Origin of the sequence: Sporolactobacillus sp. KGMB 08714, from assembly GCF_036598985.1 — a bacterium.
Lineage (GTDB): Bacteria > Bacillota > Bacilli > Bacillales > Sporolactobacillaceae > Sporolactobacillus.
This window is the reverse complement of record NZ_JAUUBW010000003.1, coordinates 1-13,605: the sequence shown is the minus strand read 5'-3', so window position 1 is coordinate 13,605 and position 13,605 is coordinate 1. Positions and strand designations below refer to the sequence as shown.

Sequence of the window (13,605 nt, the reverse complement as noted above, 5' to 3'; positions counted from 1 at the left end):
TTCTCTAAGAATGGGGGAGAATGCCGATCTATGAAAATCTCATGGAACAATCTTAAATTGTTTGAGAAATTTAAAGCTTTTTGAAGAAGAAAACAAAATGTGCTGATTCATTTATGCAAATAAGGACCGTTTATCAATTTACAGGAGCAGTTTGATTTATATGCCTTAGCATGCATCAAGACAGATAATTTTTCAACAAATGCTGAATGGTGAATTGAAATGATCCATCTTTGAAAAAAGTTATTACTGAATCGGAAATCATACTGCAATAGCTTACTTGCCAGTGAGGGAAGCTGACCCATATTTCATCTGCAGACGGTGTCCTGCCATCCGTTTAAAAGTTCTGTCATAAAATTGACAGCTTCGCTTCTTCAGAAAATGTTAATTGTCTGATGCTAGAAAAGAGCCTTTTAACAGGCTCTTCAACGTTTCTATATGTTCAATTATCTTATCTTAACTCTCTCGATCGTCTGCCTAAAATCAATCAAGCTGTTCTCCATTGCTGGCGATCACGTTTCTATACCAGTAAAAACTCTTTTTACGCTTTCTTTCCAACGTGCCGTGGCCTTCGTTGTCCTGGTCAACATAGATAAAACCATAGCGTTTCGACATTTCCGAAGTTGTCGCGCTGATCAGATCAATAGGTCCCCAAGTTGTATAACCGATCAGATTGACACTGTCTTCAATGGCTTCTTTCATCTGCTCAATGTGCGCACGCAAGTAATCAATCCGATAGTCATCGCAGATGCTCCCGTCCGGTTCAATTTTATCGGCAGCACCTAATCCGTTTTCAACGATGAAGAGAGGCTTCTGATAGCGATCATACAAGATGTTTAACAGATAGCGCAGCCCTTGGGGATCAATCGACCATCCCCAGTCCGAAGACTTCAAATAGGGATTTTTTACCTCGCTGAACAGTCGGCCAACCGGCAACTCGCCCTTATTTGCCTCTGCAACTGATGACATGTAATAACTAAAAGCGACGAAGTCGGCTCTTCCCTCTTTTAGTATGGTGGCATCTTCACGCTGGGTTTCGATCTGCATGTTATGTTCTGTGAAAAAACGCCGAACATATGCCGGGTAATAACCGCGAACCTGAACATCCGTGAAAAAAAGTGTCCGCCGTTCTTCATTCATCGCGGCTAAAACATCCTCGGGTTTGCATGATCGCGGATAAACGGATACCCCGGCGATCATGCATCCAATCTTTGCATCCGGACAAAGTGTATGACAGGCTTTCACCGCCAAAGCACCGGCAACAAACTGATGATGGGCCGCCTGATAGATCGTCTGTATCAGTTGATCCTCCTTAAGCCGATCCGTAATAATGCCTCCCGCGATGAACGGTCCCATTAGAATTCCATTAATCTCATTAAATGTGATCCAATATTTTACCTTGGTGTTATATCTTTTAAAAACCGTTTTCGCATAGCGGACAAAACAATCAATAACGCGCCGATCCGCCCAGCCATTGTATTTTTCGGCCAGGCCAAGCGGAATTTCATAGTGTGAGAGTGTAACGACAGGTTCGATACCTTGAGCAAGAAGTGCATCAAATAGTCGATCATAAAACAGCAGCCCTTTTTCGTTGGGTGACAGTTCATCGCCCATGGGAAAAATTCTGCTCCATGCAATTGAGATTCTTAGTGCTTTGAAACCCATTTCAGCAAATAATTGAATATCCTCTTCATAATGATGGTAGAAATCAATTCCCCATCGTTTGGGATAAACATTTCCGGATGTTCCTGCTTTAGCTTCTTTAATTGTTTTTAAATCTGGATTGGACATCTTCATTTTTCCGTGTTGATCAGGTTTAATATACGGGATTACATCGTCGACAGATAATCCTTTTCCATTTTGATTAAATGCACCCTCTGTCTGGTTCGCTGCAATAGCCCCTCCCCAAAGAAAATGGTTAGGAAATGGTTTGTGCTTTCTAATGGGCATGATTTTTCTCTCCTTTACATTATTCATACTTTTTTAAATCACGAGCGTCATCAAACGATCCTTGGTGCCTGCAGCGGACTGATCGGTTCCAATGATATCCAGATAATTCGACGAATTTGTCACAATGACTGAAGTTGTCGGATCATACCCTTCGCTTTTTATTTTTTCAAGATCAAAAGTAACAAGCGGTTGTCCCTGATTCACATGCTCTCCCTGTTTGACCCGAACTGAAAAATACTTACCATTCAACCGGACGGTATCAATTCCAATGTGCATGAGAATTTCGGCTCCGTTATCTGAGGTGACACCGATCGCGTGGCCCGTTGGATAGACAGTGCTTACGATCCCGGATACAGGAGCTTTAAGAACCCCTTCATCAGGCACAACAGCCATACCTTTTCCTAAAGCACCAGAGGCAAAGGCCTGATCATTGACCTTGTTCAAAGGTTCAGCTTTACCCTTGATTGGGCTGATAACAACTTCCTTTTCTATCAGAGGCTCCTTGGCAGAACGTTCTGTTTTCGCCGCCTGATCAGATCCGGATACCTCGTCTCTGAAGCCGAAAAAATAGGTAAGGACAGCTGCCAGTAAAAAAGCGATGGAAATACCGATCAGCATTCCTGTAAATCCTTTTCCTAAATAGGTCGGGATGGCCAGAAGACTAGGAAATGTAAAAGACATGGCCTGACTATGCACTGCACCGACAATCGCCCCGCCAATGCCCCCGGAAACAGCCGCACAAATAAAAGGTTTCTTATACTTCAGAGTAACGCCGTAAATGGTTGGTTCTGTAATACCAAACAGTGCAGTAATCGTCGATGATCCAGACAAGGATTTCAACTTTCTGTTTTTGGTCTTTAAGAAGACGCCAAGGGCCGCACCAGCCTGAGCGAGGACGGCAGGTGTAAGAAGCGGCAGCAGCGTATCATGGCCTAATTGGGAGATGTCATTCATCATTAATGGAACAAACGCCCAATGAACACCGAAAATGACAAAAACCTGCCACAGTGCACCCATTACAAGTCCCGCCGCAAACGGGGCGAGATTGTAGATCAATGAATAACCACTTGCTAATCCGTCACTAATGTACGTTCCTAAAGGACCGACAACGATTAACGTCAACGGAACCATAATCATTAAAGATAACATCGGAGACAGAATATATCGGATGCTTTCACTAATCAGCCGATTAAGGATGGGTTCCAGGAAAGAAAGAAGCCAAATGGCCAGAATAATCGGGATCACAGTCGATGAATAGCTCATCAGGACAACTGGAATTCCAAAGAATGTAAGTCCGGCACTCTTGCCGACCAACGATACAATAGAAGGATAGATGAGTGCGCCAGCGATGGCAACCGAGACAAATTGATTGACTTTGAATTGCTTAGCCGAGGTATAGGCCAAAAGTATCGGTAAAAAATAAAAAACACTGTCGCTGGCCGCATACCAAATCTGATAGGTCCCGCTTTGAGCCGATAACCAGCCGAGAGCCACAAAAAGTGCCAGAAGGCCTTTCAGAATACCGGCACCGGCAAGTGCGCCTAGAAACGGTGTGAAAATCCCTGAAATCACGTCAATAGCTCTGCTTAACAGACTTTCTTTATCATTGCCTTCTTCTGCGAAACTGTCGATAGACGAATGATCGTCCAGATGTGTTATATCCATAATGGCATCATATACTTTCGCGACAGAATTACCGATCACGACTTGAAACTGCCCGCCGCTTTCAACTACTGTAATGACCCCGTTCATTTTTTCAATAGCGTTTTTATTGGCTTTCGATGAATTTTTCAACTTGAATCTCAGCCGTGTCGCGCAATGAATCAATGAATTAACATTTTTTTCGCCACCGGCAGCCGCTAAAATATCTTTACCTAATTTCTGATAATCCATTTTGCTTCCTCCTTGTGATTTTCCTTAACTTATTCCCAAGAAAAAAACCTAGATGATTGCACCCATTCGGATACAATCATCTAGGTTTTGCCTGCATAACCAGTAACAATCCTATTTTGAGATATAAAAGTCTATTGAAAGATGATCATTTCAAAAACTGCGAGTTTTTGTCAGATCGGTTACTTGCGCTCCGCCACACGATGAATATGAATCGTCAGATAAACCTGTTCATCCTTCGAAATTTCTGATCCAAAGGTGTTGTGCAGATAACCTTTTATTTTGTTCATACAGTCAAAAGCTTTTGCATATTTTCTCTTCACCTGCGCAAATAAAAAATCATCATCAGAACAGGGTACTTCATGATAAAACAATCTTTGTGCAAAAAAGCGGAGATGGGTGACAAATCGTTCATAATTCAATGAATTTTCATCAAGATTCATTTTATAATAATACTTCACAATGTTTAAAATGTCATGAACCATTTCCGTCATTTTTATCGTCTGGTGCATCCCTTGCCCGTCAATTCGAGCATTGACAAGATGCACAGCAATGAAACCGGCTTCATCCTCAGTAAGCCTTTCCCCGCTCTGATTTTGTATAATGTCTAAAGCTTCCAGCCCAATCTGGAATTCTTTTTTATAGAATTTTCTAATCTCCCAAATGAGTGCATTCTGTATATCCAGTCCCTGCCTATGCCGACTTATCGCATAGTTAATATGATCCGTCAATGTCAGATAAAGATAGCTGCTCAATTTTGCACGAAGGACGGATTGAGCCCGCTGAATAATTTCACCCGCAATTTCAAAATATTGAACCGGAATCTCGTTCAATAATTTCTGAAACTGATGAGACCATTCTTTTTTCTCCAGTATAAATGTTTTCTCAACTTTTGTACTCTCCACTTCCTCCCCGGCTTTTTTTGAAATGCCAGGCCTTTTCCCATGACTACAATTTCAAGATGTTGATCATTTTCTGCAAGAAGCACATTATTATTATAGACCTTTTTGATCTTCATCTTCGTCTCTACCCTTCCTGCTAATTATAGTCTGGGAAATTAAAAAAACCTAAATCGACACAAAAACGTCAGAAAAAATCCCGGCGGTTCTTGTACCTCATTAGGTTTTGCCTGTGCTAAATTATTCACAGTAACAATCCTTTTCAACGATATCAGTATATCATTTTCAGCAAGCGCTTGCAATATAGTTTTATTATCCAGCTTTATACTACAGTTAATTTTGTTGAAGAACTTTGGACAAATCTAAGCCAAGTGCAGCAGGCAATAAGGGCACTGAAAAAAAGGCTTTTCAGTACTCTCTTTAAAATGAGATCATATGATTCATTTTAGGCAATCTCCGGCAATTCTAAAGACCTGGCTATCTTCACGCCTATTAATTGTAACAATCTGGACCACCTGAATTTGTTCCTGAATAATCCGGAAAATAATCGAATGCCAATCCGGCGGAATTTAATTTCCTTGCATTGATGAAGTTTACCGGATAATGGCTTGCCTATTTCATCGGTGCGGTATTCAAACTTGCGATAGGCCTTCACACACGGATGACGGGTCGGGCCCAGCAGCTCTCCATGCCCGAATTTACGAATAGGAAGCGGCGGAAGCCCGGCGGCCGCCCGCGCCTATCGCGATTAGCCAGAAAATAAGCAGCCATACCGTTCCATAGGATAAATCATAATCAACCGTTCCATGCCCGAACAGCATGGCTAAAGCAAGAATGACGCCTATCCGCCGTTCTCTTGGTTCATCCGATTTAGCAATCCGGAAGATGAACAAACCGAGCACCAGAATATAAACGGACAGGCCGACCCAGCCAATTTCGATAAGAAATGAGAGGTAACCGTTGTGGACCTGATCCAGTCCGTTCCCCTGATGGGCATACTCCGGATAATAGACCGTCCAGCTTTTGCCCCCGAATCCAAACCACGGCGACTCCCGGCTCATTGAAAGTGCATCTTTGTAAAAGTTTTCCCGGATCACCGCGGTAGACGTGACGGGACTGATACTGGAAAAACGCGTCGTTAAACTTGAAAAGCCGTTATAATCTATATGTTTATCCAGCGACAGCAGATCGAATACAGCCAGTGACAGGAAAAGAGCAAGAAGCGAAACGAAAATGAACTTTTTCCATTTTTTATATAATAAAAGAAAAGCCAGAATAAATGTAACGCTGAAAAAGATATAAGTCCCCCGTGAAAAGGTAAGCATAGCGACGCCGGCATATCCGGCAAGGAGCAGCATGATCAGGACGCTTCGCCAATCCGGTATTTTTCGATGAATGAAGACAGTGAATGTATAAAACCAGTAAGCACTCATTATTGCACCGAATGTGTTTGGATAACGTACAGGACCGCACGATCGCGGTTCGACACATCCGACCATCGACGTATCCAGGTGAATAATCCCCAATATATTGGCTACGGCAAAAATAAGGAAGGCAATACCTAACAGATGAAAAACGTACGGATAAAGTTTTCTGATCCCGGGTGATTCTCCCGTCCAGATTAACAACAGAAAGAAAAATGCATACGTAAAAAATCTGACTATCATCTGCCAGTTGCCCTGCTGATTTAAAGCAAACGGAGCAGCGAGTACATACATAAAGGGAAGAAGCAGAACCAGAAAATAAACGCTGTTTTTTGTCAGCACCTGACGTTCTCTGATCCAATACCACACGATATTGAGAATGAATAATACGAGAATCAGCCACTCCCAGACACGAATATCAGATTCATAGAAAAGTCCCCATTGAAAAGGCGAAATCAGAAAGACAACAGCCAAACAGATAAAGGTAAACCAGTTCATACAGATCCTCCCAGAGGAAATCATGTATTCCCTCGACTCTAATAAAATAGATTGGTTCGTTTCCTATTGAATCTTACACTTATGAAAAATTATATCAGGAAATTCACAAATATGTGCTAATTAAGGGATAATCAAGACAAAGGATTACTTACGGGGTATTCATTATATTTTGTGATTTCATCCCAGTCGGCAAACTGCTTTCTAAGATTTCAATCACGCATCGGCCACCATTCAGATGGCCGTCCCGCCGCCGCTGAAATGGGCCGATGCCTGTTAAAAAAATCTTTCATAATTTTGATCACTCGCGCTTATTGATTCAGGACCGTTTACTGCTGATTCTTTGAATGTTATTGATATATTTTGCCAGCTACTATCGCTATGCCAACGGTTACTGACGGTTTTCAATACAATATATATTGATATGCGGCAAACATAGGAAAGTATCGAGTGCTTCCGGAATTTCACACCTGCCACATGATATCACCCTTCAGAGAGTATATCGCTGTTCGCATTCCCCTTCAGAAAAATATACCCGCTTTTCAGAAAAGCAGATGACCTATTCACAAGCCCGGCTGTATACAATATACATCAGCTGGATGGATTACTCATTTTATTTCTTCGACAGAGTTGTAAAAATTTTGTACTTTACATGTGCTTCTGTGTGAAAAGTGCGAAAATACAGGATAAATGGTTATCTATTCAGCAACTATCCGGTATTTCCGCTTAAACATGATCATATTTTAAAAGTATTCATTTAACTTATTGTCACGTTGTGCCATGAATTTATAATTGGCTCTTCATGGGGCAATTGATTCTTGCGGAAGCCAATTTTCTTTCCACGATCGATAAAATTTCGATAACGACTGACAAATCCGGCGCGCTGAGCAATAAATTTCTGGCAATGGTTGATAAATCAGGGGCAGCGACCGATAAACTCCTCGCGTTGACCGATAAATCAGGGGCAGCGACCGATAAACCGACCGCGTTGACCGATAAATCAGGAGCGATCGTTAAATCCACTGCGCCGACCGAAAACCTGGATTTGTCGACCGATAAACCGCTACAATGACCGAAAACCCAGGCACGATGACCGATAAACTTCTCGCGGCGACCGATAAATCAGGGGCAGCGACCGTTAAATCCACTGCGGCGACCGATAACTTCTCGCAACGGGATCAATACAGTGCGCAACAGCCGATAAATGTTGCGGCCGAATGAATAAATCGGCTGTCAGCTCAAATCAATAGGGCGGCAGCCGCACAGGACATAAACATTTGTTTGTCCACAAAATTTTCCAAGCAAAAAGAAGAGCCTAATCCATCAATATGAGTTATTTTTCCATTGAGAAAGCACCGGGCAGCAATTCGCCGACTGTTGTCTCTCTTCTGTCCCCTTTTGTATTGACAAGCAGCACCGGCATGGCAGCGGAACAGAATTCCGCCATGACTTGACGGCATGCACCGCAGGGAACGATCGGTTTTTCCGTATCGCCGGCAATGACCAAATATTGGAACTCTGTTTCGCCTTCAGACAGTGCTTTGAAAAAGGCCGTCCTTTCGGCACAATTCGATAATCCATAAGAAGCATTTTCAATGTTGCACCCTAGATACGTTTTACCCTGTTTTGTGACAAGACAGGCCCCAACCGAAAAATGCGAGTAGGGAACATAAGCATTCTTTCTGATACGGATTGCATCGTTAATCCATTCATCCACTTGATTCATTCCGGTCATCTCTTTCCCTTCCGTCATTATCAATTTTCATTCATTATGATTGTACCTGAGCTGGTTCCGATACGCGTCGCGCCTGCCGCAATCATGGTTTCTGCTTCTTCTTTCGTGTGAATGCCGCCTGCGGCTTTTACACCGATTTCTTTCCCGACGGCTCGTCTCATCAGCGCGACATCTTCGGCAGTGGCGCCTCCGCTTGAAAAGCCGGTTGAAGTTTTTACATAGTCTGCCCCGGCTTTTACAGCCAATTGGCAGGCCAGAGTCTTTTCCTCATCAGAAAGAAGACATGCTTCAATAATGACCTTGACCAGCGCTTTACCGCGGGCCGCATCCACCACGGCACGGATGTCTTTTTCTACGTATTCCCGATCGCCGCTTTTCAGTGCGCCGACATTCATGACCATGTCGATCTCGCGGGCGCCGTCCTGAATTGCTTTTTCGGCTTCAAAGGCCTTGACTGCGGATGTACCGGCACCAAGAGGAAAACCAATGACTGTGCACACGTTAATTGCGCTGCCCTTAAGTTCCTCAGCAGCCAGGCGGACCCAGCATGGATTGATGCAGACCGACGCAAATTGATATTTTTTGGCCTCTTCAATGATTCGCAGGATCTCATTTTTCGTCGCGTTTTGCTTAAGCAGGGTATGATCAATATACTTTGCAATATTCAAAGGTCGTCGCCTCTCTTGTTCATTTTTAAAAACTTGTTTTTCTTTTCATTCGGTAATGATCTTATGAATTAATTTTATCGCCTGGCAATGATCGGAAATAGTGATATTTTGATAAATTTTTTCCTTAACGTCTTCTATATCTTCCCGATTCGAATAGATCGTCGCCAGCGGTTCGCCCTGTACAACTTGATCGCCGACCTTCTTTTTAAGCAGAATGCCCACAGCAAAGTCAATCGTATCATTCTTTGTGGCCCGGCCGGCACCGAGAAGCATCGCGGCAAGGCCGATCTGATCGGCAACCATTTCTGAGACAAAACCTGTGGAGCGGGCCGGAAGATCAATTTTATAGCGAGCCTGAGGCAGATTTTCCGGATGATCGACGATTGAAGGATCTCCCCCCTGATTGGCAACAAAACTCTTAAATTTTTCGAGCCCTGTTCCGTTAGAAAGAGCGTTTTCCAGCATTTTTCTCGCCTCAGCCGCGGACGGTGCCCGATTGGCCAGCACGACCATCTGACTGCCGAGCGCCAGCACCAGTTCCGTCAGATCCTCGGGACCTTTTCCTTTTAAAGTATCGATGGCTTCTTTAACCTCGATCGCGTTGCCGATTGCAAAACCGAGAGGCTGTGACATATCCGAGATTACCGCCATCGTCCGGCGCCCGACATGATTGCCGATCCGCACCATCGTTTCAGCCAGACGAACGGCGTCTTTTTCATTTTTCATAAATGCTCCGGCACCCGTGGTCACATCGAGGACAATGGCATCCGCACCGGAGGCGATCTTTTTGCTCATAATCGAGCTGGCGATCAGAGGGATCGAATCCACCGTTGCCGTCACGTCCCTCAGCGCATACAATTTCTTATCCGCCGGCGTCAGATCGGCTGTCTGTCCCATCACCGCAATCTTATCTTGATTGACCAAATGAACAAATTCTTCTTTTGAAAGCTCAGTATGAAATCCATTAATCGATTCGAGCTTGTCAATCGTCCCTCCCGTATGGCCGAGGCCTCTCCCCGACATTTTGGCGACCGGGACGCCCAGAGAAGCGACCAGCGGCGCCAGAACGAGGGTAGTTGTGTCGCCGACGCCGCCGGTCGAATGCTTATCCACTTTTATACCATCAATCGCCGACAGATCGAGAATCTTCCCGGAATGGGCCATAGCCAGCGTCAGATCGGCAATTTCGCGGTCCGACATGTCCTGAAAATAAATAGCCATGGTCAGCGCACTCGCCTGGTAATCCGGAATCCCGCCGTTTGTGTACCCATCCACAAAAAATTTAATTTCTTCAGCGGTCAGTTCCGCCCCGTCGCGTTTTTTTGAAATAATATCGACCATGCGCATCGTGCATCATTCCCCTTCTTAAAATAATTGACTTAAAAAGCTCGTACCCGGTCCAGCCTGCTTCACATTAAAATTATCCGCAATCGTACAACCGATGTCGGCAAATGTTTTTCTGACCGGCAAAGCACGGCCTTCTTTAAATCCCGGAGAATAAACCAGTAGAGGTACATATTCACGTGTGTGATCTGTTCCTCTAAATGTCGGATCATTGCCGTGGTCGGCTGTAATCATCAGCAAATCATCCGCCGTCATGTCCCGCATCAGAAGCCCGCCTGACTTCTACCCGCTGCAGTCAGATCGTTCAAGTCTTTCTCATTTTTATCATCTGTTTCATAGGGGAAAGAACGCGCTCCCGCCTCACTGGCAACAACGTTGAAATCGACAATTTTCAATAATTTTATGATCTATTTCTTCCATTCTGTATCTTTCTTAAAACAGTTTGTAAAGAACCTGCCTAATATTCTTATAATGAAGGAAAAAACTGTCGTTAATCTTCCGAAGACGTTATTGAAGATTCATACTGGCTGCGCACGATTCAAAGCAGGGCCTATCGCGCCATGCCGGTGCTTTCCCGTTTTACTAATCTAACCGGTAACCGGACTGTCTGGAATGGACGATTGTCGGCACGAATTCTCTGAGTCAATAATTGAGTTGCAGCCTGGCCCATTTCGAACACGGGCTGGTGAATCGTCGTCAGTGCAGGCGTTACATAGTTGCCCCAATCGATATCATCATACCCGATCACAGATATATCCTCAGGAATGCGCAACCCTCTTTCACGTAATCCTCTGTACAGACCGATGGCCATTTCGTCATTAATCGCAAATATTGCGGTGGCTCGCTTAACGCATTCTTGACTTGCCGCCTCATATCCACCTTCCTTGTTCATCGGAGTATGGACTATCCAGTCGTCTGAAAAGGGATGGCCCGTCGACTTCATCCAATCAATAAACCCATTGAGCCGATTAATGATATTGACCGTTGCATGCTCCGGCACGACAACAGCGATCTGAGTGTGCCCCAGTGACAACAAGTGCTGGGCAGCCAGTTCGCCGCCGTGCCTGTCATCAACATTCACCCGGTCGCCATCGCTGACAGCATTCTGGTCAAGCAATATATAGGGAATGCCGTTCCTTCTCAAGCTTTGATCGATTGCCTGAGCGGTAATTGAAGCACTGGCGATAATCAATCCATCTACCGCTCGTCTAATCAACTCTTGCAGATAAGAGGTTTCCAAATGTTCATCATGATTCGCACTAAAAATTAGCGGGATAAAATTTTCTTCGCAGGCAGTCTGCTGGACGCCTTTGATAAACATACTAAAAAAAGGATTAGCCAAATCAGGAGTCAGGACACCGATCGTTTCTGTCGATTTAATGATTAAATGACGGGCACTGAAATCGGGTACATACCCTAATTTATGTTGAAAATGGTGAACTTTTTCCTGTGTCTCGGAGCTGAAACGCTGGCCTTTTCCATTAAGAATCTGCGATACCGCTGTTATGGAAACGCCAGAGGCGGCGGCAACATCGCGAATGGTTACTTTTCGAATCATTTTTTATCCTCCAACTTTTGATTCAACCACCCAATTGATTCAAAACATCTCTCAATACTACTTTATCATCTCTACGTAAGCAGTAAACAGCAGTTTTTTACGAACAAACGCTCATTTTCAAGCATTAAGCGATCATTTATTCGATAAATCATCCACCGCTTACAGGTTTTTATAAAAAAAGCCAAAAAAATTCTTCCAGTTTGCAAAAAGCACTCTGAAAGAATTCTATCATATTATCTGACATCTTTACAAAGCGGGGTACGGTCATTTCGCTTCAAGCAAGCTTAGTGCTCCTGAACCAGTTCCGGGTGGGCTTTATCGAAACGGTACTCAAAATAAAAATAGAGGGTGATGATCAAGTAACCGATTGCAGAAACGATAAACGAGAACTGCATTGAACCGGAAATGTCAGATACAGCCCCTTGAATAGCGGGAATGATCGCCCCACCGATCAGGGCCATAACAATGATTGCTCCTCCCGTTTCAGTATATTTCTTCTCAGTAATCGCGTCCAAAGTATGCGCATAAATCGTCGGCCATTCAGGACCGAAAAAGAAACTGGTCATAATGGCCGCGTAAACGGCGAGCATGCTGGGCACTGTAAAGCTAACTACCAGGCACAGAGTCCCCAAAGCGGAGAACCATGTCAATACCTTTGTGATTGAGTAGCGGGCAAGAAAGAAGTTAGCAACTAATTTTCCGACAAACCAGACAATATAACTATAAATCATAAAAGTCGACGCTGCACTGTCTGTGATATGGCTGTTTAGATTTAATGCCAGACGAATCGTAAACGACCAAACGGCCGTTTGCACGCCGGCATAAAAAAACTGAGCCATGACCCCTTTCATATAGCGCTTGTTGTGAGACAAATAACGAATGGTTTCGGACAAACCGGGCTTTGCTTCTTCCTGCTTCCCGGTTTCGGCAGCCTTAGCACGCGGCATCGGCGTTAAGGCGAAAATAACCAGGATGGCAACCAGAACAATCAGAATGTACTTGTAAGGCATAAGTGTTAATTGCAGCATTTTTTCACCATATGCAATACGTTCTGCGCCATGCATTACACTCATTTTCGCCTGCAGATTGCCTACGGATCCGAAGATCAAATACTTGCCGAGAATAATGCCTGTAATATCACCCAGAGGAACCAACGTCTGCGAGATGTTCAACCGCATATTGGCGGATTTCTTCGGACCCAGCATCGAACTGTATGTGTCGCACGAAGTTTCCAGAAAGCTGAGACCAACCGCAATGGCAAAAATTGCAACCAAGAACATGCTGTAGGTTGCTAAATGAGAGGCCGGGAAGAACATACTGCAGCCGACAATGTAAAAAAGCAGGCCGGTCATAATAGCAAATTTATAGCTGTTCTTTTTAATGATCAGCGACGCCGGAATGGCAATCAAAAAATAGCCGCCGTAGAAAGCGCTTTGCACGAAGGCCGTGGCGGTATCATTCAGCAGAAAAACAGACTTAAATTGCGTAATTAACTAAAACTTGAAAGTTAAAAAAGTGCCCTAACACCTTGCCGGTTCTACGTTTTCCACAAGTAAATTAGTTCAAGCTGCTGCTTTTTTCAGTTGTTTGCGGTAGCTGGTGGGCAGTTTTTCCAGAAAACTTTCGACGATCGTATCAATGGCTC

The 13,605-nt window shown here is 44.1% G+C and carries 9 protein-coding genes and 2 pseudogenes; 1 reads left to right on the top strand and 10 read right to left on the bottom strand.

From position 1 onward, the window contains the following. Positions 1 to 480 precede the first annotated feature (480 nt). The 4 genes and pseudogenes from Q6A92_RS02155 to Q6A92_RS02140 form a co-directional block, all read right to left on the bottom strand. A complete protein-coding gene (locus Q6A92_RS02155; protein ID WP_332236882.1) occupies positions 481 to 1,947 on the bottom strand; it encodes a glycoside hydrolase family 1 protein in 1,467 nt (488 codons plus the stop codon). A gap of 33 nt (positions 1,948 to 1,980) precedes the next feature. Further along, positions 1,981 to 3,840 carry a PTS beta-glucoside transporter subunit IIBCA gene (locus Q6A92_RS02150; protein ID WP_332236881.1) on the bottom strand — a complete coding sequence of 620 codons (1,860 nt, stop codon included), beginning with the start codon at positions 3,838 to 3,840 and terminating at the stop codon, positions 1,981 to 1,983. A gap of 179 nt (positions 3,841 to 4,019) precedes the next feature. Continuing rightward, a pseudogene (licT, locus tag Q6A92_RS02145) lies at positions 4,020 to 4,855 on the bottom strand (BglG family transcription antiterminator LicT). 579 nt (positions 4,856 to 5,434) lie between these two features. Then, complete coding sequence (locus tag Q6A92_RS02140; RefSeq protein ID WP_332236880.1) at positions 5,435 to 6,658, bottom strand: O-antigen ligase family protein; 1,224 nt, start codon at positions 6,656 to 6,658, stop codon at positions 5,435 to 5,437. Between the two features lie 799 nt (positions 6,659 to 7,457). On the opposite strand from Q6A92_RS02140, the gene Q6A92_RS02135 reads away from it, so the two are divergent. Then, complete coding sequence (locus Q6A92_RS02135; protein WP_332236879.1) at positions 7,458 to 7,727, top strand: hypothetical protein; 270 nt, start codon at positions 7,458 to 7,460, stop codon at positions 7,725 to 7,727. 261 nt (positions 7,728 to 7,988) lie between these two features. Here the strand turns inward: Q6A92_RS02135 and Q6A92_RS02130 are convergent, their stop codons facing one another. From Q6A92_RS02130 to Q6A92_RS02105, 6 genes and pseudogenes are all read right to left on the bottom strand, one after another. Then, positions 7,989 to 8,390, bottom strand: a complete 402-nt coding sequence (locus Q6A92_RS02130) for a cytidine deaminase (RefSeq protein WP_443029672.1) — start codon at positions 8,388 to 8,390, stop codon at positions 7,989 to 7,991. A 20-nt stretch (positions 8,391 to 8,410) separates the two neighbouring features. Then, complete coding sequence (gene deoC, locus Q6A92_RS02125; RefSeq protein ID WP_332236878.1) at positions 8,411 to 9,058, bottom strand: deoxyribose-phosphate aldolase; 648 nt, start codon at positions 9,056 to 9,058, stop codon at positions 8,411 to 8,413. Positions 9,059 to 9,103: 45 nt separating this feature from the next. Beyond that, complete coding sequence (locus Q6A92_RS02120) at positions 9,104 to 10,405, bottom strand: pyrimidine-nucleoside phosphorylase (RefSeq protein ID WP_332236877.1); 1,302 nt, start codon at positions 10,403 to 10,405, stop codon at positions 9,104 to 9,106. Positions 10,406 to 10,423: 18 nt separating this feature from the next. Continuing rightward, positions 10,424 to 10,657 (bottom strand): annotated as a pseudogene (locus Q6A92_RS02115) (phosphopentomutase); the annotation flags it as partial. A gap of 295 nt (positions 10,658 to 10,952) precedes the next feature. Next, positions 10,953 to 11,960, bottom strand: a complete 1,008-nt coding sequence (rbsR, locus tag Q6A92_RS02110; RefSeq protein WP_274399721.1) for a ribose utilization transcriptional repressor RbsR — start codon at positions 11,958 to 11,960, stop codon at positions 10,953 to 10,955. Between the two features lie 284 nt (positions 11,961 to 12,244). Beyond that, on the bottom strand, positions 12,245 to 13,423 hold the full coding sequence (locus tag Q6A92_RS02105; RefSeq protein WP_332236949.1) for a sugar MFS transporter: 1,179 nt from the start codon (positions 13,421 to 13,423) through the stop codon (positions 12,245 to 12,247). Positions 13,424 to 13,605 lie beyond the last annotated feature (182 nt).

What these genes read in the sequence shown, in the direction of transcription:
- Q6A92_RS02155 (WP_332236882.1), bottom strand. Translation starts at nt 1,947, where the DNA reads ATGCCCATTAGAAAGCACAAACCATTTCCTAACCATTTTCTTTGGGGA.
- Q6A92_RS02150 (WP_332236881.1), bottom strand. Translation starts at nt 3,840, where the DNA reads ATGGATTATCAGAAATTAGGTAAAGATATTTTAGCGGCTGCCGGTGGC.
- Q6A92_RS02140 (WP_332236880.1), bottom strand. Translation starts at nt 6,658, where the DNA reads ATGAACTGGTTTACCTTTATCTGTTTGGCTGTTGTCTTTCTGATTTCG.
- Q6A92_RS02135 (WP_332236879.1), top strand. Translation starts at nt 7,458, where the DNA reads ATGGGGCAATTGATTCTTGCGGAAGCCAATTTTCTTTCCACGATCGAT.
- Q6A92_RS02130 (WP_443029672.1), bottom strand. Translation starts at nt 8,390, where the DNA reads ATGACCGGAATGAATCAAGTGGATGAATGGATTAACGATGCAATCCGT.
- Q6A92_RS02120 (WP_332236877.1), bottom strand. Translation starts at nt 10,405, where the DNA reads ATGCGCATGGTCGATATTATTTCAAAAAAACGCGACGGGGCGGAACTG.
- rbsR (WP_274399721.1), bottom strand. Translation starts at nt 11,960, where the DNA reads ATGATTCGAAAAGTAACCATTCGCGATGTTGCCGCCGCCTCTGGCGTT.